The sequence below is a fragment of the Nitrospirota bacterium genome (genome assembly GCA_040755395.1).
Classification (GTDB): domain Bacteria; phylum Nitrospirota; class Nitrospiria; order Nitrospirales; family Nitrospiraceae; genus DATLZU01.
In genome coordinates this window covers 201,285-225,955 of sequence record JBFMAX010000005.1, presented here as the reverse complement: position 1 = coordinate 225,955, position 24,671 = coordinate 201,285, and the positions used below count along the sequence as shown (strand labels likewise).

Genomic DNA, 24,671 nt, shown 5'->3' with positions numbered 1-24,671 from the left:
GGGAACGCTCCGGCCTCCTCCGCTCACACCCCTCGCGCCAAGCCAAGTCAGGCCATGGGGCGCAGACAGTTGTAATCCGGTGTATGCCGCGCCTGATCGCGGACGAGAAGGGAACGGTGAGCGGCGTCCGGAGTCCTCCGGCGGGTCCTGTTTTAGACTCCGTCTTTTGCGCAGCGAAATCCCGTCCCGCTGGGGCGGCTGTCGATGGTGCCCCAGTCGCGGTCGCTGGTGCGGAGGCTCTTCGCCGGCTTGAGCCAGGAGCCGCCGCGCATGGCTTTGATCGCGCCTCGGGACGGTCCGGGCGGATCGGACAGGGGCGCATGCCGGTAGTAGTTGGGATCGTACCAGTCCTGCACCCACTCCGCGGCGTTGCCGGCCATGTCGAGCAGACCGTAGGGGCTGGCGCCCTCGGGAAAGCTGCCGACGGGCAGCGTGAGCACCTCGCCCTGCACCCCTTTCTCCTGCGAGATTTTCGCGCCTTCGCCTCTGATCCAGAAGGCGTCCCATTCGGCGCCGCTGGCAAACTCAATGGTCCGTCCGGCCCAGTAGCTGGCGCTGTTGGCTTTCTTGAAATCCCAGTCGTTTCCCCAGGGGTAGCGGCGGCCGTCGGTCCCGCGCGCCGCTTTCTCCCACTCGGCTTCGGTGGGGAGTCGTTTGCCCTGCCAGCGGCAATACGCGAGGGCGTCTCCCCAACTGACGTTGACCACCGGATGCCGCTCGATTCCCGGGAGCGGTCTGTTTTGCTCCCACAACGTGACCGACGGTTTCCTGTTGGCCGGCGCGCGGTGTCCGGTGGCTTGGACGAAGCGTAGGTAGGCTTCGTTGGTCACTTCGAGGCGGTCGATCCAAAATGCGCTCACGTACACGCGCCGGAGGGGATGTTCGTCTTCGAAGCCGTCGCTTCCGGCCGGACTGCCCATGGTGAACTCCCCGGCCGGGATCAAGACCATGTCGTCCGAAAGAGTTTGGCTGATAGCTGATGGCTGATAGCTGATGGACAAGAACAGGCAGGCAAGGAAAAAAGCGACTGTGAACAGTCTGAACGCCATCAGATTTTCTTGAGCCCGCAGGCGCGCGCGACGGCGTCCCGATAGGATTGCCAAAGCCGGAGCGATTGCTTCAAACAGGCGAGCACGGCGTCCTGCCGTTTCCGTTCCGTAACATGGGCGAGGACCATCGCATAGGCGTCATGGCGGTGGCCGGCTTCGACCATTTGATGAGCCCGGATGAGGTTCATCTGCTCGGGGGACAGGCCGTGGTATTGCACCAGGGGATGCTGCCGGATGATTTCCTCGATCTCGGCCGCGCTCTTGGGCTTGGACGGTTCCAAAATCTCCTGCCGGTCCTTCACGCTGCCTTCGACGAAGATCGTGAGCGCGGCCGCGCCGATGACCCAATCGCGGTTCTTCGAGACCTGATCCAACCAACGCCGGTAAGTGCGGGCGGCCGGCAGCAGCCTGACGCGCTCGAAATCCCGGGCCTCGTATCCCAGCCCGCGCATCATGTCGTGAAACAACTCCGGATGTGAGCGGCCCAGCGAGAGCCCGCCGGTGTCTTCCTCGTAGATGTTCTCGGCCAACATTCTCCGGACGTCGGAGGGCGGGTTCTGGCCGTGGATGCGGGCGAGGAACACCGGGAAATCCCGCACGTACACGGCATATTCCTGCTGGAAATGGATTTTGAGCTGTTCCTTGGTGAGAGCGCCTCCGCTGAAATAGGGCCAGGCCCAGTGGTGCTTGCGGTCCATGAAGGCGAGCAACTGCTCGCGGAATTGGATCATCGTGAGCGCTTTTTTCACGGTCGCCTCATCTACGCGTTCCCGACACCTTGTCTTCCTCCGGTCCCGCCGTTAGAATCCGCCGCGGTAGGGAGGCCGCCGCATGGAACCGATCACGATTCAGAAAACCGACGACATCCTGAACCTGTTGGCCGAGGTCTCGCTCCGCGGCAAGGGGTTCACGAGCGAATGTCTGCTGGACTACGTGCTGGACGAAGGGTTCACCGAACCGATCTATCTCAACGCCAGCGGCGAAGACCCCGACGCCTTCTACAAAGGCCGGCCCAACGCCTGGGCCATCTATCAGGTTCGCGAATGGAAGCGCGTACTGACGATCTCGGGCGGTCCGGGCAAAGAGCGTCGCGTTCAGATCACAGAAACACCATAACGCGTGGCCGCAGCGGATTCCATTCGCGCCTTCCGTTCGCTTTCCGGCCTCAGTGTATGGGCCAACCGCGGAAAATGCAACGACCGGGACGAGTTCGGTTGCAGCCGTCACGACCGGCTTTTAAAATACGAGCGAGATTGTCGAGCGGAACGGACGGAGCGCGGGGTGTCCAAGCGCATGACCATGGCGGCGATCGGCGGTCTGGCGATCCTTGTGTTGGTCACGTTGCTGCGAACCTGGCCGATGATCAACGTCGTCGAGACCGGCCGGACGCCTGAATACCCGGACCTCCAGCCGCGTCGGTATGAGGCCGGCGGAGAGCGCGTCTTCGATGCCGCGATGCACGCCGTGAACCGGCTGCCGCGCTGGACGCTGATCTCCTATGAACCGGAGTCGGGCGAGATCAGGGCCGAGGCGAAGACGCCGGTGTTTCGATTCGTGGACGACGTCCGCATTCGCGTGGCCGGGCGGGACGGCGCGACCGTCGTGTCGGTGCGCTCCGCATCGCGGATCGGGCGCGGAGACTTTGGACAGAACGCGCGGAACATTCGGGCGTTCTTCGACGAACTGGATCGCCAGATCAAGCGGGATTCCGGACATGCATAACTGTAATCCATGGCATCCCCCTCACCCCAGCCCTCTCTCGCGAGGGGGGAGGGGATGAAAGGGCAAACTTTTCACACAAGGCGTGGACGAGCTTTTCGACAAGGATAGGCATGGCGCTGGTCAAATTGGCGGAGCCGACCGACATCGGGGAACTGGCCCTCATCAAGAGCCTGTTGGACGGAAACGGGATCGCCTACGTGGTGCATAACGAACACGTGAGCAGCCTGTATCCCGGCGTGCCGTTCCTGACCTGCTCGGTCATGGTGGAGGAAGCGGAGGCCCAGCGGGCGGAGACGTTGTTGAGCAAGTTGGCGTTGCCGGATCGCGGGGAAGGGCCGCGGCCTGCGTGAACCGGAGCCGCGTCAGAGCGGCCGTTGCGGGAACTGCGGAGGCCCGGCGGGCGGTTTGGTGGGAATCCGCTGGTCGGAGCCTTTGTACCAGCCGCCGACCAGCTTGCCTTCCTCGAAATAGAGATAGCGGTGTTTCACCACGGCCGCGCTTTCCCAGTCCTCAAAGATCCATTCCTCCCGCCGGATGCCGTCCTGTGTGAAGCTGACGTTGATCGTGTTGGGCGAGCCCCAGGCCTGCAGGACCTGTTCGCGGGACATCCCGACCATCACCCGGTGACTCTGGATGTGCTTCTCGAACGTCGGGTCCAGCAACGGCGGTACGAACTGAGAAGCGAGCAGCGCGGTCAGGAACAGCCCGAGAAACGCATAGATCGTGATGCGCACCGGCTTGCGGCAGAGGAAAGGTTTGGCCTCCGCCCGCTCCGGGGAAGCTGTCTCGACGGGGTCCGAACCCGGCGCCGCCGGCACGCGGGTGTACGCGGTCGATTGTGGGGTGGAGGGTTGTGAACTCATCGGCAAGGTTGCATGCTAACAACCGTCTTTCGGGCGAGTCAAGGGAGCCGCCGCGATGTTCGTAGAAGTGGAGAGCAATCCGAATTGCGAGACGAATGTGTTCGCCCGCTTCAAAGAGGCAGGACCGGCCAGGCGAGTGATCCAGCTCAAGGCCTACGAACGGACGTCCCGGGGGGAATGGTGTTGGGTCACCGGTTGGTCCGATGATCCGGAGCGGCCCTGCTGCCCCGCCTACGCGCAGCTCGTCGAGGATTCGGGCGCCGGGTTAGCGTATCTGGTCTTCGGGGGCATCTACGGAATCAGGCTGAAGCCGGTCGCGCTGCAAGAAGAATGGAGCCTCGAGAGCCGCAACCAATGGGGCGAGCCCTATCTCTCTCTGGCCGATGTGCGCGATATCCGCTTCGAGGATGAGTGACAGGCCGTCGACTTCCGGTCCTGCAAACGTACGGAGGGATGGTCAGTCGGCGTACTTCGGGACGGGGATCTTTTTGACAGGTTTCGGCGGAGGAACCTGCTGCGCGAATTCCTTGGAGAAGGGGTTGAGGATCGGCTCGTGCGTCAGGCGCTGGCGCTGTCTGACCAGTTGCAGGCTCTGCGCGCTGATTTCCATGCGATCCACCAGCGCCTGCGTCGTCAGCGGATCCGGCAGTCCCTGCAGCGAGAACATCTGAAAGGCGAGGGTCCAATCCATGCTCTCCTTGGCTTGCTCGCGGATGATGAAGCGGGCTTGCGAAGAAGGCTCGCCTTTGAACAGCAGGAGCCAGATGTTCGAGCGAAAGACCGGCGTGTTCGGATCTTCGGACGGTTTGAACTCGGGAACCAACTCAGGCACCTTGGCGATGGGAACCGGCGGCGAGAATTCCACGTCTACCAGACGCACATAGAGGGTCGGGAAATCGTTCTGGTCCCTGGGGTCCTGGATATAGCTGAACGAATAGCGGACGTTCACGCCGTCTCGCTTGTAGGTGTACACATCCTCGCCGTTCTGGGGCGCCACCAGTCCTTTGAAATATTTGTCCCAGTCCGCCAACGAGTAGTAGTTGAAGACGCGCAGGGCCGCTTTGCGGTCCCGCACGGCCTGCGGAGGGCCGAGTTTTTCGCGCAGCTCGGTTTGCGTCAGTCCGAGGAAGCCGTCTTCGAAATAGGGGGCGGCGGTCGCGGGGATCGGCGCAGAGAGAGTGAAGAAAGAGAAGAGCAGGAGAGCCAGGCGAGTAAAACGCTGTGCCATACGCAGGAACAACGTGCATCTCCGGCAAGTGGAATTTATCGTACTGAGCGGATAGGGCAATGTCAAGGCAAGTTCAGGACGGCGCCTGGCTCGCGTCGGGCATGCCCTTCGGCGACCAGCCTCCGCCCAGCGCTTTGTAGAGCTGGACGATTGAGACGAGATGCAATCGATGGGTTCCTGTGAGCGCCAGTTCGGCTTCGAAAAGATTCCGCTGGGCGATCAGCACGTCAAGATAGTTCGCGAGCCCGCCCTTATAGCGGAGGTTCGCCAGCCGCAGCGCCGACCGTAACGCTTCCACCTGCTGGGCCTGGGCCTCCCGCTGCTCGCGGGCCGTGCGGACCGCCACCAGCGCGTCCTCCACCTCCTTGAAGGCCACCAGGATCGCCTGCTCGTATTGCGCTAACGCCTGGCGGGCTTGGGCTTCGGCCGCCTCCTGTTGGAATCCCAGAATCTGCGCATTAAGCAAAGGAGCGGCGACGCCGGGACCGACGACGCCGAATGCCGTCTCGTTCGCCACCAGTCTGGACAACTGGGGACTGGCGACCCCGAGAATGCCGGTGATGCTGATCTTGGGGAACCGGTCCGCCTTGGCGACGCCGATGCGCGCGGTCGCCGCCGCCAGATCCTGCTCAGCCTGGACGATATCCGGACGTCGCTGGAGCAATTCCGACGGCAGGCCGGGCGGGACGTCGGGCGGCATCACCTGCTCGGTCAAAGAGCGCCCGCGCGGAATCCGGAATGGATGGCGCCCCAGCAACACGCTGAGCTGATTTTCTTTCTGAACCACCTGCCGTTCCAGTTCGGCGGCGCGCGCGGCCGCGTTCGCGCGTTCGGCTTCGAATTGATCCGCGTCCAGCTTGGAGATCACCCCCTGCCGCAGACGGGCTTGCGCGATCCGCACCGACTCCTCCCAGGACTTGAGCGTGCGTCTGGCGATGTCGAGCTGCATGTCGAACTGGAGCAGGTCGAAATAGGCTTCCGCCACGCCGCTCACGAGTTGCAACACCACCGCCCGCCGGTTTTCCTCGCGGGCCAGCAAGTCGGCCTGAGCCGCCTCGTTCGATCGACGGAGACGTCCCCACAGGTCAAGCTCCCACGCCAGGTTCCCCTGCAGGTAATAGTTGAACGGATTCGGAAAGCCGGGGAAGAGAAACTGGGCCTTCCGCCCGAAGGACGGGGCGTTGCCCGTCACCGTCATCTGAGGCGCAAAGTCCATTTTCGCGATCAACGCCCGGGCCCGAAACTCGTCGACCGCGGCCACGGCCCGCTGCAGATCCTTGTTCTCGTCCAAGGCGATGCGGATCAAATTTTGAAGTTCCCCGTCGCGGAGCAGTTCCCACCACGGCAGATTGGCGATCGAATTGGGGGCCGCCGACTCCTGCATGCGGAACGAGTCGGGAGTGGAATTCACCGGGCGTGAATAGTCCGGTCCTATCGCGCAACCGGCGGCGAGCAGGCACGACAGCAGAGAGAGACTGAACCGGCGCATCCTCAGACCTCCTCCCGCGCCCCGACCGGCTCGGGTTCCTCGAACGACTCGATCGGCTCCCTCGGACCGCTCGGCTTGGCCGGCCGGCCGGGGATCATCCTTCTGACCGCCACGTAGAACAGCGGGACGAAGAAGGTCGCCAGGAAGGTGGCCGCGAGCATCCCGCCGAGAACGCCGGTTCCGATGGACTGGCGACTGGCCGCGCCTGCGCCCGTCGCGACGACCAGCGGCAGCACGCCTCCGATGAACGCCATCGAGGTCATGACGATGGGCCGGAACCGCAGGCGGGCCGCCTCCATGGCGGCGCGCATCAGCGGGTGCCCGTTCAGGTACCGGTGATTGGCGAACTCCACGATCAGGATCGCGTTCTTGGCGGCGAGGCCGATCAGGGTCACCAGGCCGATCTGGACATAGATGTCGTTGGTCATCCCGCGGACCCAGACGGCGCTGAGCGCGCCGAATACTCCGAACGGCACGGCAAGGATCACCGCAAACGGCACGGCCCAACTTTCGAACTGGGCGGCGAGCACCAGGAAGACCATGAGCAGGCCGAAGCCGAACGCCAGGACCGACTGGCTGCCCGCTTTGGCTTCCTGGTACGAGATCCCGCTCCAATCCAACGCATACCCCTGGGGCACGAGCACCTCCTGGCCGACCCGCTCGAGAGCCGCCAGGGCTTGTCCCGAGCTGTAGCCCGGTGCCGCGGCGCCCAGCACGAGCACCGTGTTGTACCCGTTGAAGTGCGTGACGGGGTCCGGCCCGCTTCGGTATTCCGTGCTGACCACGGTGTCGAGCGGAATCATGTTGACGCCCTGCGGCCCCTGGGCGCGCACGTAGATCTTGGAGAGGTCCTCGGGCTTGGCGCGGTATTGCGGCTCGGCGTCGGTAAACACGCGGTACACGCGGCCGAACTTGATGAAGTCGTTCACATAAAAATTCCCCCAGAAAGCCTGCAGGGTATCGAAGACCTCCGAGATCGGCACCCCGAGGGCCTTAGCCCGCTCCCGATTGATCTCGGCGTAGAGCCGCGGCGAACCGACGCGGAAGCTCGTCCCGATCGCGCCGATCGCCGGGTCCTGTCGGGCCTTCGCGATGAACTGCTGCGCGACCGCGGCGAATTTGTTGAAATCCCCGCCGGCCGGGTCCTGAATCTGGGCCGAGAATCCTCCGGTCGCGCCGAGACCGCGGATCGACGGGGCGTTGAACGCCAGGATCAACGCCTCCGGGATCTTCGCGAATTCGCCGAAAGCGCGCCCGATCAGCGTCTTGACGTGCCCTTCCGGCCCCGAGCGCGTATCCCAATGGCTCAGCGGGGTGAAGATCGTCGCCGCGTTGCCGCCGCGAGTGCCGAAGACGAAGTTCTGGCCGATCAGGGCGTCGGTGCTGTGGATCGCGGGAATCGAGAGATAAAAGCGTTCGAGCTTGCCGACCACCTCGCGGGTGCGCTGTTTGGACGCGCCGTCCGGAAGCTGGACGATCGTGATGAAATATCCCTGGTCCTCTTCAGGCAGGAAGCCTTGCGGCAGCGTCCGGATCAGGCCGAGTGACACCACGACGAGCACCCCGAACACGGTGAAGGCCAGCCCCATGCGTCCCAGCACCCGTCCGACGCCTCCCAGGTACCGGTCGCGCGTCCAGTCGAAGAGGCGATTGAACGCGACGAAGAAGCGGTTCGGAGACTCCACCGTGCCGGGCGTGAACAACACGGCGGCGAGCGCGGGACTCAGCGTCAATGCGACCAGGCCGGAGATGACGACCGAGATCGCGATCGTGATGGCAAACTGCTGGTAGAGCTGCCCGGTGATGCCTCCGAGGAAGCCGACCGGCACGAAGACCGCGCAAAGGACCAGCACGATCGCGATGACCGGCGCCGTCACTTCTGCCATGGCCCGTTTCGCCGCTTCTTTGGAGGAGCAGCACTCCTCGCGCATGTGCCGCGCGACGTTTTCCACGACCACGATCGCGTCGTCCACGACGATGCCGATCGCGAGCACCAGACCGAACAGCGTCACCGTGTTGATCGAGAAACCGAGCGCCGCCATGCCGGCGAAGGCGCCGATGAGGGACACCGGAACCGCGACGGCCGGGATGATCGTGGTCCGCCAGGACTGCAGGAAGAGGTACACGACCAGGATGACCAGCACCAGCGCTTCGAACAGCGTCTTGACGACCTCCTTGATCGAGACGTCGATGAAGCGGGTCGTGTCATAGGGAATGTCGTAGTGCACGCCGGCTGGGAAGATCTTGCTCAGCTCCGCCATTTTGGCGCGGATGCGTTGGGCCGTTTCGAGCGCGTTCGCCCCGGGCGCCAGGAAGGTGATCAGAAAGGTGGTCGGCCGGCCCTTGAACCGGCCCTCGAGGTCGTAGGATTGGGGACCCAGCTCCACCCGCGCGATGTCTTTGAGCCGGACCGTGGAGCCGTCAGGCAGGGCGCGGACGATCAACTCCTCGAATTCCGACGCCTCCGTGAGACGGCCTCGGGTGATCACCGGAATCGTCAACTGGGTTCCGGGGGGCGCGGGCTCGCGGCCGACCATGCCGGCCGGGAAGTCCCGGTTCTGTTCCCGGATCGTATTGATCACGTCGGTCGGCGTGAGGCTGAGTTGCGCCATGCGGATCGGATCCATGATGATCCGCATGCTGTAGTCCTGCCCGCCGAAGACGAAGGCGTCGCCCACCCCCTTGAGCCGCTTGATGTCGTCGAGGACGCGCAGGATCGCGAAGTTCGACAGGAAGAACTGGTCGTAGCGCGGGTCCTGCGACTCGATCGTGACGACCTGCAGGAGGTCGGGCGAGGTTTTCTTGATCGAAATGCCCCGACGCATGACCTCCGTCGGAATCTGCGGTTCGGCGAGCTTGACGCGGTTCTGCGTCTGAACCTGCGCGATGTCCACGTCCGTCCCGATCTCGAACGAAAGCTTGATGGTCACGTGACCGTCGTTCGTGCTCGTGGAGTCGTAATAGAGCAGGTTGTCGATTCCCGGAAGCTGCAGCTCGATCGGGCGCGCGACGGACTCCGCCGCGACCTCCGCGCTCGCGCCGGGATAGTCGGCGTCGATCTGAACGACGGGCGGGGCGATGTCGGGGAACTGGGCGATGGGAAGGGTGAGCATCGCCACCAAACCCACGACCACGATGATCATGGAGAGGACGGCCGAGAAGATCGGTCGCTCGATGAAGAAGTTCACGCTCACGTGGCCCGCTCCTTGCCGTTCTCGGGCTTCCCCGGCGCTCCGCCCGGAGCGGGCGGAGTCTCGCCGTTTTCGCTTATCGGGACCGGCCGGACCGGCTCGCCGGGTGTGACCCGTTGGATCCCGTCCACGATGATCCGGTCGCCGGGCTTCAGACCCTCCTCGATCAGCCACTGGTTGCCCTGCCAACTCGCGGCCCTGACTTCGCGGGGCTGGGCGATGTTCCCCTCGCCGACGACGAACACCACCGATCCGGTCGGCCCTTGCTGAACCGCGCGCTGCGGGACCAGGACCGCGTCGGTCTTCACGGCGCCCAGGAAGCGGACCGTGACGAACTGCCCGGGCAGCAGCACACGGTCGGGATTCGGGAAGACGACGCGGACCGGCCGGGACCCGGTTTCGGTTCTGAGGGCCGGGTCCAGCAGGTCCAGAGCGCCCTCATGCGCATAGACGGACCCGTCGAGGAAGATGAGCGTGGCGCGCAGCTCGCGCAGCCCCGGATCTTTGATCCGTTTCGCCTCGATGTCGCGGCGCCGCTTCAGCAAAAAGCTTTCCGGCGCATTGACGATTACATACATGGGGTCCACCTGATGGATGATCGTCAGGAGATCGGTCTGGGCGGAAATCAATCGTCCTTCGTAGACCCTGGTCCGCTCGATCAGCCCGTCGATCGGCGCAACAATGAGCGTATTGTCGAGATCGAACTTCGCCTTCACCAAATCGCCCCTGGCCGCTTCGAGCGCCGCCTTCGCCGCCAGCTCTTCGGCCACCGCGTCATCAACGTCTTTCTGGCTCACGGCCTGTTCCGCCAACAGCGGCTTGACGCGGGCCAGGTTCTGCTTGGCCTGCACCAGCCGCGCTTCGGCCTGCGCGACTTTCGCTTTGGCGCTGAGCATCGCCGCCTGGAATGGAACGGGATCGATCTGATAGAGACGGTCGCCTTTCTTGACGTCGCGGCCTTCCTGAAAGAACCGCTCTTTCAGAATGCCGGTGACTTGGGAGCGGATTTCGACAGGCCGGGAGGATTCGGCCTGGCCGATGAATTCCGGTTCGTCCGGTACGGGTTGGGTGGTGACCGTGACGACCTGGACCTCGGGAATCGGACGAGGCGGCGTCGAGGCGGCGTCTTCCTTGCAGCCGTGCAAGCCCGCGGCGGCCATTCCCGCCAGAACGACGGCGGCCAGTCTCAGCGATCCGGTGAGGAACGTCATGGCGCTATCCTCTGGTTGCCCCGCTGTGTCAGTCGACGAGGCAAACGGTTCGTTCGCGAGCCCGGTGATTGTACCGATTTCCGTGCCTGCCCAACAAGGTCGATCGCCAGCAGCGCGACTAGGAGCAGGGGAAAGACGATCGTCATATAGAGGACCGACCACGACATGGATGCCTCCTGCTCTCACGTATTCGGTTCGGGACCTTGCATCGAACAGCCGGTCCGTCCCCCTCGCGTGATCTCCTCCACGATGCACCGGGTCAGACAACCGGCCGCCTGCAACACGGCGCCTTTCCGCCAGAGGTCGAGAAGCAGCGCCTTGCCGTCTTCATCGATGAAGGTGACGTCCTTGAGATCGACCGAGACCTGGCCTGCGCGCGAGGGCTCGATCTGGGCCCAGCACCGTTTCAGCTCCTCCACCCACGGCCCCGCCAGCCGGCCGGCCAGCTCCAGGGTCGTCCTTGTCGCATCCTGATGGATAGAGACTTTCAGCATCCCGTGTTCTCCCGTCCAGAGGTTTGATGCCGAACCGGGGCCGCCCTCAGCCTCGACGACCGTTGGATTCCTTCAGCAGCCAACAGCAGTGCAGCAGGACAACGGGCAGTAGGTACGATATAAACACAACCAGCCAGGACATAGTATCCGTTCCCTTCCGATTCAAAATCCGAGATGGAATCGAGCGATCGCCGGATCGCTCGGCTGCAGCCGGGAAGGATCACACCGATCTGCCGAGAACGACCTGAGAGCCGGGTGTCGCGTCGTGGTCCAGGTTCGCGCCCACCGCTCTGGCGATGGCGATGATTCGACGATTGACCTTCTCCTGAAACTGAACCTCCGCCGGCGTGTCGTCGCGAAGCTCTTGCCTCGTCAACGCGACGATCACCCGACCCATGACCCACTGGGAAGCCAGCCCCGCACTGAGGTCGGCCCGATGGGCGCCCCGCGACCTCACGTTCGTCGAGAGCGTCGTGCTGGCGAAACGCCGCCCGTATCGCTGCGTGAACAACGTATCTTCGACAATGGCTTGTCCCACTATCGGCTGAACCCAGCGCATGGCGATCTGAATGTCCGACGAGTCGTTCACCGTGCCGCCGGCCAGGCTCGCTCCGAAGCTCGGCGGTCCGCACAGAATCCAAACCGCGATCGCAATGACCGTCGAGGCTCATGCGACCGAGACTGCCGAATCGATGAACTCGAGCGTCCGGTCCATGGCGTCCTCCCTTTCGTCTTGTGCCTTCACAATAGCCTTCAGCAATCGCTGTTCCAGAGAATCTCGACCATTGACCAGAACGTGCAAGCCAATGAAAAGTTGGAGAGAATCGATCGTGGTAGGTCGAGGACTGGTGAAGACGATCGGAGAGTGACGAAGAGGGTTTTGCCGGTATCTCGGCGGATGCCGATATATCGGCAGAGGCGGGTCTCCAGTACGAAGTGATACGCCCATGTGCCTATTCCGACTCTGATTTTGCCTCGCTCTCTCGATTGCCGAGACCCCCTTGATTTCGGTCTTCTCTGAGGTGGATGATTTTGCGATAGTCAGTCATTCCAGACCTGATACATGATGAAACGAGCTCTCTTCATGGGGATGCTTCTCCTGGCGCTGGGCGCGAGCGTGCCAGCCTTCGCCGAGGAATCCCTATTGTTCGAGACCTGGTTCCGATCTTACTTCCAACCTGACCGGCTCGATGAGTTCGTAGAAGCGCGCAGGGCTCAGTACACGGACGAGTATTTCCGATGTTCTCAGGAGGCCCAACGCTTAATCCGCGAAGAATCCAGAATACGCGACAGGCAGTGTGATTTTTCGCCCGATTCCGGCGGGCGCAGTCGCTGTAGGAAAGAAAACCAATTCCGCGGCTTGGACAAGCATCTGGCAGACTTGGATCAGGCGATTCAGCAGCACAAGGCCTGGCTCGATCTGGAGTCCGGCCGGGACGCCGCTGCCGCTGTCCGAGCCGCTGAAGAGTTCGAAAAGTCCTGCAAGGCGCTGGCCTGCGACATCGCAAAAAGAAAAAGGAACGAACTGCTGCGAGACCTCAAGCCTTTTCTCCAATGCCCGCCGATTGTCGACCGTTCCATCGATGCGGACCCGAACTTCAAGACATTCCGATTTCCTGAGGACCCGGGCGCGTAAGGCTCCGGCTCGTCCGCCCGCCCGCGAGGGTGGCGGAAATACTGCTCCCTCACCCTCCCCCTCGGAAGGGAGGGAAGGGTGGGGGTGGGATTTCCGTCACGCCGAAGCGCGAATACATGAAGAGCGCCGCCGCGAGGCGCGAATCCTTCTCTCCTGCTCCGGCTCTAACCGGACGGGCCGCGGGTCGTTCCGGCCTTGCTCGTCTCCTCCTGAACGGAGACCTTCAAACTGAAAGAGGCGGCCTGGTATCGAGCAACAAGCGCTGTGGTCGGTTTCATCGGTACGTGGCTTCCTGATAGAATTCACCTGACCCAAAGAAAGTCGAGCCTGCTCATGAGGCGATATTCTCGGCTGCGCATGTGCGAACTGGTGGTTTGGTCAAGCTGTCGTGACGTCGCGATGCGCCTTGGTGTGCTACTCGTGTTGACGTTGACGATGAGCTCTGGAGCGTTTGGCGGTGATCCTCAATTCCTTTCAGAGGAGGAAGCGGCCGAACGCGCCAAAGGCGTGTGGGAGAGCGGTGCTGTCGACCTTGCGCTGGATATCCTGGCCCAAGGGATTCATGACAATCCCGACGCGCTCACACTGCGCAAATTACGCGGAGATGTTCTCGCCACATCCCGTCGTCTGCAGGAAGCGGTTGGGGCCTACGATGCGGTTCTCACAAGGACACCAACGGCGTTGGACGTCCGATGGGCAAGGTGGGGAGTGTTGGTTCGCTCGGGACAAGCGGAGGAGGCGATCGCCGAATTACGGCGCATTGCGCGAGTCGACGGCCGGAACCCGCTTGTTCATTTGCGGTTGGCGCAAGAACTCCGAAAATTCGATCGCCTTGAGGAATCGCTGGAGTCTTATAAGAAGGCCGTGGAACTCGTTCCGGATTTGCTCGGTTGGCGGTTGGCGCTGGCTCGGGCGCGCTTCGACGTCCTGGACTATCCGGGCGCGTATCGCGAAGTTCAACAGGTTTTGCAGAAGATGCCGTCCGGTTCTCCGCTGGAGATCCCCGCCAAAAATCTGCTGTCCGTGATCTATGGCCCCACCTCCGAACGAGGCCGGCGCTCGAACATTGTTCTGACTCCGGAAGGGACAGGGGCGCAGCGCCAGGAATGGGCTTCCATTCGCGCGGACGCATGGAGGCTGTTCGCCGCGGGTCGTTATCAGGAGGCCGAGCCGATTTATCGGAGAGTCCTGGACCTCAACCCCAATGATTCCACAGCCGCTCATCAGTTGGGGTTGATCTTGATGGAACTCGGCCGGTGCGAGGAAGCTCTGACCATGTTCCGAACGATGTCCAGCCTCGATCCAAGCGACGAAGAATATGCGGATGCGGTGTTTCGCATGGGCCAATGCCTCGTGGAGTTGGGTCGATGGTCGGAAGCGTTGGTCCATTTTCAAATCCTCTATGAGGCGGCCGTCGAATTTGAGGAAAGCAATAAGAACGTCGCGATCCCGCCCGGAACGCGCGTGTTGGACAAAAAGAAACTGGCCCGATGGATCGAGAAGGTTCGCCCCCATGTTCCCGAAGCGGACCGTCCTCCATCCGGAGAACCATCCGGTTCGGCGGGTGCTTCGGAGGAAGACCTGTACGCAAAAATAGCGGCCGAGCCGCTTCAGCCGCAGAAGCCGTTGGACACGCGGGCATCGCTCATGGGCAGAGACGCCGATTTCAGTTGGTTTCGATTCGTCATCCCGGCGAGTAAGGTGATGCGGGATGATTCTCCCACCGGTGCGCACGAATTTATTCCGATTGACCCGTCGGATAGCTTTCCCACCACTCAACAAGAGATCTACTTGGTGTTTGGACTGGTGTCGGCCTCTTATGATGCAGTGCCGCTCACGGCGCAATGCTTTTTGGAAACATCGGAAATAGCCGGACAGCAGCGCGCCTTAGCGCAGGACCGGGTCATCATGTCTACGAACGATCAGTCCGGCTACTTCCTATTGTCCCGTCCTGAAGCCGGATGGACGCCGGGTCTCTACCGCTGCGGGTTGTTCGAGGGCGAACGGACGTCCGCCTATGCGCATGTCGATGAAGTCAGGTTCCGGATCATTGAGCCGGGCCAGTCGTCGTAATCCCTCCGTCAGGGGTCGGAGCTAATAGCCGACAGAGCGCCGCCACTAAATTTCCGGGCTGGATTGCTCGCTCAGCCATGCTTCGAACGCTTCGCGGAGAAGTCGTCGATAGCGCGGATGGTACCCCGGGATGCCGGAATAATCTTCGGACTCCAACATCTTCTGAATCATGCTCACGGTATACGACCCACCCTCAGCCTCGTGATCCTTGTGGTGCACGACAAGACGACGCTCAGCCTCACCTTCGTTGGTCTCCTCGAAGACATGCCAATCACAGTCGCGCGAATAGCGAAGGTAGGCCATAGAGACGACTCGCCTGATAGCCCTCTCTTACGCTTTTCCCGTCCGTTGAACAAGCGCATACTTGGCCCATGACCTATTCGTTGCTCCGCTTCGTCCATCTGGTCGGCGTGATGCTCATGGGAGCGGGCCTGATCGGCGTGTGGCTGTCGGATCTGCGCTCGCGCAAAGTACGCGATCTTGCCCTCTTCGCCGAAGCCGTTCGCAACATCGCGGTGTTCTATGACGGAGTCGTCGTCCACGGCGCCGTCATCCGCTTCATGTCAGGCGTGTGGATGACCGCACTTCATGCGCCTCCGCCGCCGCACGAACAAAGCGCTGGCCCAGGGCGCCGCGACGCCGGAGCTCACCCGCGCCAGGCAAGCACAGATCCCGACCTTCACGCACTTCCTAGCCCGGATTATTCACAAACACTTCTACTGCCTGGGCCCATTGCAACAGCGATGCGCAATGGGCGCCCCGATTACGCTGTTGGGCACCCATTGCATTCCCGGAGCAATGGGTCCCCGGCGTGCTCGCCACTTAGTCGGTCAACGTACTGACCACCCGTTGCACGAAGCCGGGCAACGGGTCCCCGGTACGCCTCAGTCCTTCGCGGCTGTGCTTGGGGGTACCCATTGCTCTGCTCCGTGCAATGGGTCCTACGCGACGCGACTCCCGGGCACCCGTTGCTCGGGGCGCCCATTGCTCTGCCAACTGCAATGGGCCAAAGCAACGGGTGAAACGCGACGAACCGTCATGAATTATGCGGGTTAACCGGTTTTGCGCGCCGCGTCCACGCTCCAGATCCCGGACCCGTGGGCGGAGATGCACAAGAAGACAAAACAATACAGGGCGGCCAGCTCTCCCATGTTTTGGATCGGCAAGAGCGCCTGCGTGCCGTGCGCCATCCAGTAGGCGAACGCCATCAGCCCGCTGCAGAGGAACGCCGCCCATCCGGCGAACAGTCCGATCATCACCAACGTGCCGCCCACCAGTTCGATCGGCCCGGCAATGGCAATCACAAAGGACGGCAGTTGGGGTGGAGGAGGCATGGGCATGCTGAACAACTTCTGCGTCCCATGCCAGAGAAACAGAAACTTGGCGACGATGCGCATCAGCGCATAGGTATGCTGGGCATAGGCATGCATGAACGGCGGCATAGAATCCTCCTTGTATGGGTGGGATTGCCCATGGGGACGGGATGCGGAACGGCAGCAGGTTATTCACCTAGGGCGGATGTGCCAATGGGAGAGCAAGACAAAAGGATTTCCGGGGTTGCTTTCTGTCTGAGCAGCGCTATCGGCCCCGACCGTCAGAAAAGGGAAAAAGGGAATCTTTGTTTCAAGCAATTAAGACTCCCGACCCCTTTTAATCCCCTCCGACCCCTTTTAATCCCCTCGCACTAACGATCACCCGCCTCCGCACATACATGTCGAGATTCCCCCCGGTCGCGACTTCACTCGGCTCGAGTGGCCCACCCTCCAGCCTTACCAGGTGATCCTTCGCACTCGGGGAAACAACGAAAGTCCCTCGACGACTACTTGTCGAAGTACAGGGAGCGAATTGACCAGAAAATCCACCAGGTCTATCAGTCTGCGGCCTAACCCATCACTCAACCGGACGCGTGCAACAACGAGCAGAGCAGGAAAAAGGGGTCGGAGCAGGAAAAAAGGGTCGGGAATCTTTGTTTCATTTGCTCACGCAGCTCGAAAAGCGGCTCGCTCCAGCAGTTCGTGAAGGAGCGTCTGATACGGTTTCCCTGGCTGGCCGGCCATCTTCCGCAACTGATGCAAGAGACGTGGTGACAGACGAATGGCGATGAGCTGTTTCGCTATTCCACTGGATGGCCTGCCAACGCGGCGCATGCGTCTCAATTTTGCATCCGTCGCTTCCGGGATATCGAAACAATCAATCTGCGAGTCGGGCATCTTTCCGGCTCGCTTGTCTCGCGCTGATGATCCGGATCGTTTCTTTTTCATCGTTTCTCTGGATTCTTCATTATGCTGCCTCAAACAAGCGCACATCCACCTGAACTCCGGCCCTTGCAGCTTCCTCGGCTGTTCTCAGTAAACGGGCGGTGGTTTTGTCGTCCACGTATTCTTCGCCGCAGTTCTCGCACACCTCGGCAGGAACGCCTTTGATGACGAGGGTTGTCTCCTCTCTTTCCAGCGTGACTGTCGCTTTCCCCGCCCGGGTTGTTCCATTCTTGCAGATGACGCATTTCATCGTCGCCTCCTTCTCAAACCGTCCTCCCATTCCTGAGGATCAGGCTCGTACACTGTAATGGTTTCCTGATTCTCGCTATTCTCTGCGACCACGACATGCAAAGGGCGTTTGCCACACCATCCCAACACGAGTTTGCTGGGATACGGTTTGTCATTCTGATATGTCTCAATTGTTTCACCGTTTTCCAGCGCATCCTTCACATCGATCTCGGAAATGTGTCGCTGAAACATGCGCTTAATCGCGTGAACACGGAAGACGAGTCTATTCAACCAGAACTCCTCACTAGTGGTACCTATCAGAGATCAAGCGCTGCCGCTCTGTACTGATACGGCAACAGCCGAAGACAGGCTACTTTTTGCTGGAGTCGGTGTCAACCTATGCTGGATCAGAAATCCCATCTGTGCGGCGTGTCAGTCAAAATCTTTCTGACACCGCCGTCCCCGGCGACGCCGCCCCAATTAGTAGGAAGGCCAGAGCCAAGGGGCAAGGGGCGAGGAGCAAGCAAGGGCAGTCTATCTGGTCTGTCTGGTCTATTCGGTCTCTCTGACAAGGAAATGGGGACAGACTACTTATCAGTAGCTACGGTGTCAACCCATACGAGGGAAGCAATCCCACCATTTCTGAAGCTCACTTGCCAAAGGTCCACTGACATCCCCAGCGGTTCCCAGCAGCGTCGCATAGAGGGAGGAGGAGCGTATGGCGTATATGCTTATGGCACATGCGGAAGGCAAGCGAAGATGGTCTGTCTCGTCTATCTGGTCTATCTCGTGCACAGAACCAAACAGACCAGATAGACCCAACGAACCAGATAGACCCAACGAACCAGATAGACCAAGAATCACGCTTCACGAACAACGAGATAAGATCGTGCGGGCGCCGTGGAGGACCAAACAGCCAATCCCGGAGCGAATGCCGGCAAGCTCCTACCTGCCGTCCTCAAGCGTCTGCGGAGGATGCACGCGTTGTTGCTGCTCTCGGGTGAGGATCTGTCGCGCGTTGAGATAGCCGAGCGCCTTCACGTGGGTGATCCTGCTCCGCACTTCTTCAAGGCCATGAACGGCGGTCGCGATCTTCTCTTCGGACACCGGTGTCCGCGAATCCTGATCACGAAGAAGGTTCATGAGTTTCAGTTCGGCCCCCTTGAGCTTCGCCTGCTCGATCAAGACCGTTTTTCTCGTCTCGTTTTTCACAGCCACTAACGCTGCGACCTGTTCCGGCGTAAGCCCCAGGCGCCCGATTTGATCGAGAAAGTAATCGAAGCCGAGGAAGCCCTGGCGCTCTCTATAACCGGTCCCCGCATGACCCGTCGGCTCCCTGCCTGCGGCCTGGCGTTGGGAGGTCTGTTTGAGTTCGGCCAGCTTTTTCCGCTGCTCCTCCGTCAACTGCGCGTTGATCTGGTCCGAGACCGCGAAGAGCTTGTTGAAGAGCACGCCTTCCGTCTCGCCGGTCTTCTGCATTTTGGCGCGAATCACCTCGGGATCCACGTCCGGCCGCATCACCAGCTCATCGGCTTCCACGCGGCTGAGATCGATCTCCGTGCCTAATCGCAGCACCTCGCGCCGGGCGCTTTCGAGCAGGGAGTGAACGGCTTGCGCCTGAGCCTCGGTCAGGCGCAGCTCGTCGCGGTAGCCGTTGTAGACCCGTCCGATCCCTTCCAAGGACATCAAGCCGATTTTCGTGTTGAATCCCTGCGAGAGACGGAACCCCATCGTCGGATGCGACGCCGCGCGAAGCTTGGCCTGTTGATCGGCCGTCAGCACGCCGCGCAGGGCGGCGAGCGTCTCGATGAAGAGATTGAGCTCATCGGTCTCGATGCCTCCGGTCAGCGCATTAGCAACGCGGTACTCACTGTCCTGCAACAACCCGTAGCGGCGCTTCTCCTCCAACTCCTGGAACATGCCGACCAGCACCGCCTCCTTCATCCACATCTCGGTCTTTATCCGCTGAACGAGCCCGGCCATCGCCTCCTTCTGCTGCGCCGTCAACCCGAGATGTTGGCCGAGGTGCGCATAGGATCCGGCCAGTTGCTCGATGGCGCGGATCATCCGCGGACCCGGCGTAAACTCTATCTCCTGTGGCTGGGCCGACGCGTAGCTCGACATGACGCCGACCATCACGATCGCCAACATGAGTGTTTTCATCGGTGAACTCCTTGCTGTCGAGGAAAAGGGGAAACTTTGTTTCATTTGCTCACGCAGCACGTCCAGCAGTTCGTGAATGACCGTCTACTACTGGGGGAATTGTCCGGTTTCTCTCGTTACTCGAACCAAACAGACCAGACAGACCAACAATCATGCTTCACGATCGGCGAGAGACGATCTCTTTATCCCACGGTCAGCAGTTCGAGGATATGCCCGTTCGGGTCGCGAAAGTACACCCCGCGTCCGCCGCCGCGATGGTTGATGTCCATATTCTCCAAGGCGCGCGGCTCGCTGCCGTAGGGAATGCCTTCGGCCTGGATACGGCCGAAGATCGCGTCGAACTCCTCTTCACTGACCTTGAACGCGCAATGATGGACGTCGAACCGGTCGACGTCGTCGTCGAAATCGAGCGTCAGCGTCTCGTTGACTTGCACGGGCGCAAAATACCCGACTGCGCTCTCGTCGAACGGCAATCCGAAAATCCTCGCGAAAAACTTCGCCGCCGCGACCTTGTCTCGCGCCGGCACGATCGTATGGTTCAGAGTGATCGCCATGGATAAGAAACTCCCTTTCATCCTCGGGCATATATGAGCTGAACCAACCCCTTATCGAATTGCCTCACCCGGCGCAGCGAGAGCTCAATGCGCTCATGAGTTTTCCCAAACAACCGGATTCCGTCTCCGAGGATCACCGGAACTACCGAGAGTACGATTTCATCGACAAGCCCTCTCTCGAGGAACTGCTGCGCCACGTTGGCCCCACCTTCAATCCACACATCTTTGCTTGTCAGTTGTTTCGCGTTCTTCAGAACCTCTGCAATATCATCGGCGGTAAAGACCACGTCTTCGCGTTGCGGCTTACGCTCCGGCACATGATGAGAGAGAACAAAAATAGGAACGTTGTGTGCGAACTCCCACCCGTGTTGGACTTCGATATCATAGGTCAGCCTGCCTTGAATGATTGCGCCGATGCCGGAGAAGAAATCATCGTATCCGTAGTCGACGTCGTTGTATCGGAAGAGCCAGGAAATATCGTCATTCTTTCCTGCCACGAAACCATCGAGCGACACAGCGATGTACAAAATGGTTTTATTCACCTCTTACTTTTCACCGGCAACTCGGATCATGGATGCGACGTTCAGGCCGCCGAACCAACACGGTTGCTGCAGTCTGCCTGCGCGACATAACAAAACGGCTGCAGCAACGTGCTTACGTTCTCTCCACGCCCGGCCCCAGAACCTCTCGCATGGCGGTTGCCAAGTTTCGCAGCGCCCGTTCGCCATCCCCAGCGAACGCCGATCCATGCATGACCGCCAACTGGTTCGGCCGGAGATCCGCCAACCCGAGCAGGATCGGTTCAGTCAACGGTGTGTAGGGATATGCGTTCGCGAACGGTCCTTGCTGCCCCTCGATCAACGCGCGCTTCGCGCGATCAACTATGTCCGACTCGGTGATCGCCTCCACCTCTCCTTCATGGGTGAACAGATCCGAGCACAGCAACGTACGCGTCACCTCCTCGAACAAGAGGCTTGCTTCCCAGTTATGCGGGACATGCGGGGTCTGACGAAGCCGGAAGCGATACTTGCCGGTCTTGAGAATCTCGTCATGCGCGAGCACGTGCGCCTGACGGACGGCGAAATCATTCACGCTGACGAGCGCCCCGACCAGACCGCACACCGGCTCTGCCCGTGGCGCCAACGCCAACCATTCATTCAGCGCCCCACATTCGTCGGCTTCAAAATGGCTGAACGAGATCCAGCGCAATGTGGAAGGATCAATGATGCGCGCGACCGCATCGCGGACAAGCGGGAACATCTGTTTCATGCCGGTGTGAAACAACAGCGGCTCCTCGTCCTTGATCAGGAAATGGTTAAATCGGAGGTTGAATTCCGGGACATAGACCGAGATGACATAATGGTCGGGGGCAATCTCCGCCACCCTGGCGCTGTTCTGCATAGGACCTCCTCAATCATTTCATCCCCTTGCTCCTGCCATCACCGGCTTCTCTTCCTCGATTTCCTCGTATGACGGGCTCGGCTGACGCTCCGCCGCGATCAGCGAGTAGAACACGGGCACCACGAACAAGGTGAACAGCGTCCCGACCGTCATGCCGGTGACGAGTACGGTCCCGATGCTGTTGCGGGCCGCGGCTCCCGGCCCGGAGACCAGCACCAACGGGAGGTGCCCGAAAACAGTGGCCGCCGAGGTCATCAGCACCGGTCGCAGCCGCGTGAGCGACGCCTGGCGCAGCGCGGCCGCCTTCGAAAAACCGCGAACTTGCTGCGTATTCGCGAACTCCACGATCAGGATGCCGTTTTTCGCGATCAGCCCCACCAGCGTAATCAGCCCGACCTGAGAGTAGATGTTGATCGTGGTCAGGTCCAGGAAACTGAACACCAGCGCGCCCGAGACCGCCAGCGGCACCGAGCCGAGCAGGACGATCAGCGGGTCGCGGAAGCTCTGAAACTGCGCCGCGAGCACCAAATAGATGAGCACGAGCGCGAATCCAAACGTGACGGTCAGCGCGGATCTCTCGTGGCGGATTTGCCGCGATTCGCCCGCATGGTCGAGGACGACGTGAGGACCGCCCGCCGCCGCGGCGGCTTCGAGCACGCGAAGCCCCTCCTCCTTGGTGACGCCCGGTCTGACCCCGCCGAAGACCCGTGCGGCGTTGCGCTGCTGGAAGCGGTTCAAGGTGCGAGGCGCGACGCCTGTCTCGATGTGCGTGAACGTCGACACCGGTACGAGTTGGCCCCCCGGCGTCTTGATCTTGAGGTCGAGTAACGGATCGACGGTGGCGCGGTCTTTGTCGCCGACCTGGGGGATGACCTTGTAACTGCGGTCGAAAAAGTTGAAACGGTTCACATACGCGCCGCCGAGCAGCGTCCCAAGCTCTCGGCCGACGCCGGCCAGGTCGAGCCCGAGGTCGGCCAGACGCTCACGGTCGAGGACCACGCGCGCCTCCGGCAGGTCGATCTTGAGATCGGTGTCTACGTATAGGAACTTGCCGCTTTGCCATCCGGCGCCCAGCACCGCGGCGGTTGTCTCGAGCATCTGCCCGACCGGTGCGTCGCTCTGCAGTACCAGCTCGACGTCGTATTGCCCTGGAGTCGGTAGAGGAGGGTCAAGGCGCGGGAAGACGCGAAGGCCTGGCACCTGCGACACCGCGCCGTATACCTCGCCGAATATGTCCTCCGTCGAGCGCTCACGCTCCGTCCAGTTCTTCGCGACCAGGCCGCCGAAGCTGCCCCATGCCGCCGTCAGCGACCACGTGAAATCGGTTTCGGGAAACGAGGTGAGGGCGTTCACGACCTGCAGGTGCTCGCGGTTGGTCGCTTCGAGCGTAGAGTCGGGCGAAGCTTCGAAAAACAGGCTGATGTGGCTCTGGTCCTCGACCGGCGCGAGTTCCTGTCGCGAGAACGTGTACAGCGGCCACGCCGCGACCATGACGAGCAGCGAAGCCGTCACGATCGCCCAGCGCATCTCCAGCGCGGCGTCGAGCAGCCTCGCGTACGCGCGGCGCACCAGCTCAAAGCCGCGGTTGACCAGCGCGGTCAACCGGCCTTCCTTGCCCTGCGGGTGCACGAAGCGCGAGCTCATGACCGGCGAGAGTGTGACCGCCACGATGCCCGACAGGACCACCGCCGCGGCGAGCGTGATTGCGAACTCCAGAAAGAGCGAACCGGTCAAGCCCCCCTGGAAGCCGATCGGCGCGTAGACCGTGGCCAAAGTGATCGTCATGGCGATGATCGGGCCGATCAGCTCGCGCGCGCCGATCAGCGCCGCCTCGGTCCGCGATCTGCCCAGACGCACGTGCCGCTCGACGTTCTCGACGACGACGATCGCGTCGTCGACGACCAGGCCCACCGACAGCACGATCGCCAGGATCGTCAGGAGGTTCAGGCTGAAGCCGAAGGCGAGCATGAAGATCGCCGCCCCGACCAGCGAGACCGGCATGGCGACGAGCGGCACCAGCGCGGTGCGCACGGACCCCATGAACAGGAATACGACGGTCGCCACGATGAGGATGGTCTCGCCGAGCGTCTTGGTGATCTCCGTCAGCGCGCTCCGCATGAACATCGTGCCGTCCCAGACGAGCCGCATGTCGATGTCCTTCGGCAGCGTCGGCCGGATGCGTTCCATCTCGTCGCGCAGCCGGCGGGCGACCTCGATCTCATTCGAGCCGACCTGCGGCCAGATTCCGAGGTAGACGCCCTCCGCGGCGTTGTACTTCGCCACCATGTCGGCCTCTTCCGCCCCGTGCTCGACGCGCGCCACGTCCCTCAGACGCACGATCGCGCCTTCGCGGTCCGCGACGATCAGATTCTCGAACTCCTCGGCGGAACGCAGGTCGGTGTTCGCGAGCAGGTTGACCTGCACGAGGTTGCCCTTCGTCCGGCCGACGGCGGCCAGGTAGTTGTTGCGCCGCAGGGCCGCCTGTACGTCGCCGGGCGAGAGATTGAATGCGGCGAGGCGGTCGGGATCGATCCAGACGCGCATGGCGATCTGGCGGCCTCCCTCGACGGTCACCCGCTGGACGCCGGACAGTGTCGCGAATTGCGGTTGCAGCGTGCGCACGAGCCAATCGGTGATAGCCGGCACGCTCCGCTCAGGGGACGTGAAGCTGAGATAGAACGATGCGTACGGCCGATCGGCGCGTTGCACCTCGATCACGGGAGGCTCGGCTTCCGGAGGCAGCTCCGAACGAACCTGCTGGAGCCGCGCCGTGACCTCGGCCAGCGCCGCCGTGCTGCTGTGGTTGAGCTTCAGATGGACCGTCACGGTGCTGAGGCCGGCGCGGCTGGTCGACTCGATATAGTCGACGCCGCCGATCGCCGAGACGGCGCGCTCGATTGGCGTGGTCAAAAAGCCGCGAACGGTCTCGGCGCCGGCGCCGTAGTAGACCGTCATGATCACCACCGATGAACTCTCGATCTTCGGGTACTGCTGCACCGGCAGAGTCGTCAGCGCCCGCCATCCCGCGAGTACGATCACGAGATTGACGACCACCGCCAGCACGGGGTGCTTGATAAACACATCGGTGAAGGAGCGCATGTCTGTGTCCTC

The 24,671-nt window shown here is 61.8% G+C and carries 26 protein-coding genes; 7 read left to right on the top strand and 19 right to left on the bottom strand.

The features are described from left to right. Positions 1-152: 152 nt before the first annotated feature. Entirely contained in the window at positions 153-1,049 is an 897-nt protein-coding gene (locus tag AB1555_10710) for a formylglycine-generating enzyme family protein (GenBank protein ID MEW6247167.1), read from the bottom strand. Then, complete coding sequence (locus AB1555_10705) at positions 1,049-1,798, bottom strand: iron-containing redox enzyme family protein (GenBank protein ID MEW6247166.1); 750 nt, start codon at positions 1,796-1,798, stop codon at positions 1,049-1,051. Before AB1555_10705 ends, AB1555_10710 begins: the two co-directional genes overlap by 1 nt. Positions 1,799-1,880: 82 nt before the next feature. Between AB1555_10705 and AB1555_10700 the strand changes: the two genes are divergently transcribed. From AB1555_10700 to AB1555_10690, 3 genes are all read left to right on the top strand, one after another. Further along, positions 1,881-2,165, top strand: coding sequence for a hypothetical protein (locus tag AB1555_10700; GenBank protein ID MEW6247165.1), 285 nt, complete (start codon positions 1,881-1,883; stop codon positions 2,163-2,165). Between the two features lie 165 nt (positions 2,166-2,330). Beyond that, on the top strand, positions 2,331-2,771 hold the full coding sequence (locus tag AB1555_10695) for a DUF1499 domain-containing protein (GenBank protein ID MEW6247164.1): 441 nt from the start codon (positions 2,331-2,333) through the stop codon (positions 2,769-2,771). Between the two features lie 110 nt (positions 2,772-2,881). Then, positions 2,882-3,121, top strand: coding sequence for a DUF2007 domain-containing protein (locus AB1555_10690; protein ID MEW6247163.1), 240 nt, complete (start codon positions 2,882-2,884; stop codon positions 3,119-3,121). A gap of 12 nt (positions 3,122-3,133) precedes the next feature. On the opposite strand, the gene AB1555_10685 is transcribed toward AB1555_10690, so the two are convergent. Further along, positions 3,134-3,634 (bottom strand): hypothetical protein, encoded by a 501-nt coding sequence (locus AB1555_10685; GenBank protein ID MEW6247162.1) that lies wholly within the window; start codon positions 3,632-3,634, stop codon positions 3,134-3,136. Positions 3,635-3,689: 55 nt separating this feature from the next. Here AB1555_10685 and AB1555_10680 point away from each other — a divergent pair, with 55 nt between their 5' ends. Further along, positions 3,690-4,049 carry a hypothetical protein gene (locus tag AB1555_10680; protein MEW6247161.1) on the top strand — a complete coding sequence of 120 codons (360 nt, stop codon included), beginning with the start codon at positions 3,690-3,692 and terminating at the stop codon, positions 4,047-4,049. Between the two features lie 42 nt (positions 4,050-4,091). On the opposite strand, the gene AB1555_10675 is transcribed toward AB1555_10680, so the two are convergent. The 6 genes from AB1555_10675 to AB1555_10650 form a co-directional block, all read right to left on the bottom strand. Beyond that, positions 4,092-4,862 carry a hypothetical protein gene (locus tag AB1555_10675; GenBank protein MEW6247160.1) on the bottom strand — a complete coding sequence of 257 codons (771 nt, stop codon included), beginning with the start codon at positions 4,860-4,862 and terminating at the stop codon, positions 4,092-4,094. Between the two features lie 73 nt (positions 4,863-4,935). After that, positions 4,936-6,351: an efflux transporter outer membrane subunit gene (locus AB1555_10670; GenBank protein ID MEW6247159.1), complete on the bottom strand. Its 1,416-nt coding sequence runs from the start codon at positions 6,349-6,351 to the stop codon at positions 4,936-4,938. A 2-nt stretch (positions 6,352-6,353) separates the two neighbouring features. Then, positions 6,354-9,545, bottom strand: a complete 3,192-nt coding sequence (locus AB1555_10665) for a multidrug efflux RND transporter permease subunit (GenBank protein MEW6247158.1) — start codon at positions 9,543-9,545, stop codon at positions 6,354-6,356. Beyond that, on the bottom strand, positions 9,542-10,753 hold the full coding sequence (locus AB1555_10660) for an efflux RND transporter periplasmic adaptor subunit (protein MEW6247157.1): 1,212 nt from the start codon (positions 10,751-10,753) through the stop codon (positions 9,542-9,544). The genes AB1555_10665 and AB1555_10660 overlap by 4 nt, the downstream gene beginning before the upstream one ends. A gap of 182 nt (positions 10,754-10,935) precedes the next feature. Then, positions 10,936-11,247 (bottom strand): hypothetical protein, encoded by a 312-nt coding sequence (locus AB1555_10655; GenBank protein MEW6247156.1) that lies wholly within the window; start codon positions 11,245-11,247, stop codon positions 10,936-10,938. A 220-nt stretch (positions 11,248-11,467) separates the two neighbouring features. Then, positions 11,468-11,836: a hypothetical protein gene (locus AB1555_10650; protein MEW6247155.1), complete on the bottom strand. Its 369-nt coding sequence runs from the start codon at positions 11,834-11,836 to the stop codon at positions 11,468-11,470. Positions 11,837-12,331: 495 nt separating this feature from the next. Between AB1555_10650 and AB1555_10645 the strand changes: the two genes are divergently transcribed. Continuing rightward, positions 12,332-12,883, top strand: coding sequence for a hypothetical protein (locus tag AB1555_10645; protein ID MEW6247154.1), 552 nt, complete (start codon positions 12,332-12,334; stop codon positions 12,881-12,883). 435 nt (positions 12,884-13,318) lie between these two features. Next, positions 13,319-14,956 carry a tetratricopeptide repeat protein gene (locus AB1555_10640; GenBank protein ID MEW6247153.1) on the top strand — a complete coding sequence of 546 codons (1,638 nt, stop codon included), beginning with the start codon at positions 13,319-13,321 and terminating at the stop codon, positions 14,954-14,956. Positions 14,957-15,001: 45 nt separating this feature from the next. On the opposite strand, the gene AB1555_10635 is transcribed toward AB1555_10640, so the two are convergent. Then, positions 15,002-15,259, bottom strand: a complete 258-nt coding sequence (locus AB1555_10635) for a hypothetical protein (GenBank protein MEW6247152.1) — start codon at positions 15,257-15,259, stop codon at positions 15,002-15,004. A gap of 68 nt (positions 15,260-15,327) precedes the next feature. On the opposite strand from AB1555_10635, the gene AB1555_10630 reads away from it, so the two are divergent. Next, the gene (locus AB1555_10630) at positions 15,328-15,798 is read left to right on the top strand and encodes a DUF2269 family protein (GenBank protein ID MEW6247151.1); all 471 of its coding nucleotides are present in this window, start codon (positions 15,328-15,330) and stop codon (positions 15,796-15,798) included. Between the two features lie 210 nt (positions 15,799-16,008). Here the strand turns inward: AB1555_10630 and AB1555_10625 are convergent, their stop codons facing one another. The 9 genes from AB1555_10625 to AB1555_10585 form a co-directional block, all read right to left on the bottom strand. Further along, positions 16,009-16,398: a DoxX family protein gene (locus tag AB1555_10625; GenBank protein ID MEW6247150.1), complete on the bottom strand. Its 390-nt coding sequence runs from the start codon at positions 16,396-16,398 to the stop codon at positions 16,009-16,011. 537 nt (positions 16,399-16,935) lie between these two features. Continuing rightward, positions 16,936-17,166: a BrnA antitoxin family protein gene (locus tag AB1555_10620; protein ID MEW6247149.1), complete on the bottom strand. Its 231-nt coding sequence runs from the start codon at positions 17,164-17,166 to the stop codon at positions 16,936-16,938. A gap of 70 nt (positions 17,167-17,236) precedes the next feature. After that, positions 17,237-17,464, bottom strand: coding sequence for a type II toxin-antitoxin system MqsA family antitoxin (locus AB1555_10615; protein MEW6247148.1), 228 nt, complete (start codon positions 17,462-17,464; stop codon positions 17,237-17,239). Further along, on the bottom strand, positions 17,461-17,733 hold the full coding sequence (locus AB1555_10610; GenBank protein ID MEW6247147.1) for a DUF4258 domain-containing protein: 273 nt from the start codon (positions 17,731-17,733) through the stop codon (positions 17,461-17,463). Before AB1555_10610 ends, AB1555_10615 begins: the two co-directional genes overlap by 4 nt. A 654-nt stretch (positions 17,734-18,387) precedes the next feature. Further along, on the bottom strand, positions 18,388-19,605 hold the full coding sequence (locus AB1555_10605; protein ID MEW6247146.1) for a Spy/CpxP family protein refolding chaperone: 1,218 nt from the start codon (positions 19,603-19,605) through the stop codon (positions 18,388-18,390). Positions 19,606-19,787: 182 nt separating this feature from the next. Beyond that, positions 19,788-20,159, bottom strand: a complete 372-nt coding sequence (locus AB1555_10600; protein ID MEW6247145.1) for a VOC family protein — start codon at positions 20,157-20,159, stop codon at positions 19,788-19,790. A 17-nt stretch (positions 20,160-20,176) separates the two neighbouring features. Continuing rightward, positions 20,177-20,701 carry a dihydrofolate reductase family protein gene (locus tag AB1555_10595; GenBank protein MEW6247144.1) on the bottom strand — a complete coding sequence of 175 codons (525 nt, stop codon included), beginning with the start codon at positions 20,699-20,701 and terminating at the stop codon, positions 20,177-20,179. Between the two features lie 112 nt (positions 20,702-20,813). Beyond that, a complete protein-coding gene (locus AB1555_10590; GenBank protein ID MEW6247143.1) occupies positions 20,814-21,560 on the bottom strand; it encodes an MBL fold metallo-hydrolase in 747 nt (248 codons plus the stop codon). Between the two features lie 18 nt (positions 21,561-21,578). Continuing rightward, positions 21,579-24,659 (bottom strand): efflux RND transporter permease subunit, encoded by a 3,081-nt coding sequence (locus AB1555_10585; protein ID MEW6247142.1) that lies wholly within the window; start codon positions 24,657-24,659, stop codon positions 21,579-21,581. Positions 24,660-24,671: the final 12 nt, after the last annotated feature.

What these genes read in the sequence shown, in the direction of transcription:
- AB1555_10710 (MEW6247167.1), bottom strand. Translation starts at nt 1,049, where the DNA reads ATGGCGTTCAGACTGTTCACAGTCGCTTTTTTCCTTGCCTGCCTGTTC.
- AB1555_10700 (MEW6247165.1), top strand. Translation starts at nt 1,881, where the DNA reads ATGGAACCGATCACGATTCAGAAAACCGACGACATCCTGAACCTGTTG.
- AB1555_10690 (MEW6247163.1), top strand. Translation starts at nt 2,882, where the DNA reads ATGGCGCTGGTCAAATTGGCGGAGCCGACCGACATCGGGGAACTGGCC.
- AB1555_10685 (MEW6247162.1), bottom strand. Translation starts at nt 3,634, where the DNA reads ATGAGTTCACAACCCTCCACCCCACAATCGACCGCGTACACCCGCGTG.
- AB1555_10680 (MEW6247161.1), top strand. Translation starts at nt 3,690, where the DNA reads ATGTTCGTAGAAGTGGAGAGCAATCCGAATTGCGAGACGAATGTGTTC.
- AB1555_10675 (MEW6247160.1), bottom strand. Translation starts at nt 4,862, where the DNA reads ATGGCACAGCGTTTTACTCGCCTGGCTCTCCTGCTCTTCTCTTTCTTC.
- AB1555_10670 (MEW6247159.1), bottom strand. Translation starts at nt 6,351, where the DNA reads ATGCGCCGGTTCAGTCTCTCTCTGCTGTCGTGCCTGCTCGCCGCCGGT.
- AB1555_10660 (MEW6247157.1), bottom strand. Translation starts at nt 10,753, where the DNA reads ATGACGTTCCTCACCGGATCGCTGAGACTGGCCGCCGTCGTTCTGGCG.
- AB1555_10655 (MEW6247156.1), bottom strand. Translation starts at nt 11,247, where the DNA reads ATGCTGAAAGTCTCTATCCATCAGGATGCGACAAGGACGACCCTGGAG.
- AB1555_10645 (MEW6247154.1), top strand. Translation starts at nt 12,332, where the DNA reads ATGGGGATGCTTCTCCTGGCGCTGGGCGCGAGCGTGCCAGCCTTCGCC.
- AB1555_10640 (MEW6247153.1), top strand. Translation starts at nt 13,319, where the DNA reads ATGAGCTCTGGAGCGTTTGGCGGTGATCCTCAATTCCTTTCAGAGGAG.
- AB1555_10635 (MEW6247152.1), bottom strand. Translation starts at nt 15,259, where the DNA reads ATGGCCTACCTTCGCTATTCGCGCGACTGTGATTGGCATGTCTTCGAG.
- AB1555_10630 (MEW6247151.1), top strand. Translation starts at nt 15,328, where the DNA reads ATGACCTATTCGTTGCTCCGCTTCGTCCATCTGGTCGGCGTGATGCTC.
- AB1555_10625 (MEW6247150.1), bottom strand. Translation starts at nt 16,398, where the DNA reads ATGCCGCCGTTCATGCATGCCTATGCCCAGCATACCTATGCGCTGATG.
- AB1555_10620 (MEW6247149.1), bottom strand. Translation starts at nt 17,166, where the DNA reads ATGCCCGACTCGCAGATTGATTGTTTCGATATCCCGGAAGCGACGGAT.
- AB1555_10615 (MEW6247148.1), bottom strand. Translation starts at nt 17,464, where the DNA reads ATGAAATGCGTCATCTGCAAGAATGGAACAACCCGGGCGGGGAAAGCG.
- AB1555_10605 (MEW6247146.1), bottom strand. Translation starts at nt 19,605, where the DNA reads ATGAAAACACTCATGTTGGCGATCGTGATGGTCGGCGTCATGTCGAGC.
- AB1555_10600 (MEW6247145.1), bottom strand. Translation starts at nt 20,159, where the DNA reads ATGGCGATCACTCTGAACCATACGATCGTGCCGGCGCGAGACAAGGTC.
- AB1555_10590 (MEW6247143.1), bottom strand. Translation starts at nt 21,560, where the DNA reads ATGCAGAACAGCGCCAGGGTGGCGGAGATTGCCCCCGACCATTATGTC.
- AB1555_10585 (MEW6247142.1), bottom strand. Translation starts at nt 24,659, where the DNA reads ATGCGCTCCTTCACCGATGTGTTTATCAAGCACCCCGTGCTGGCGGTG.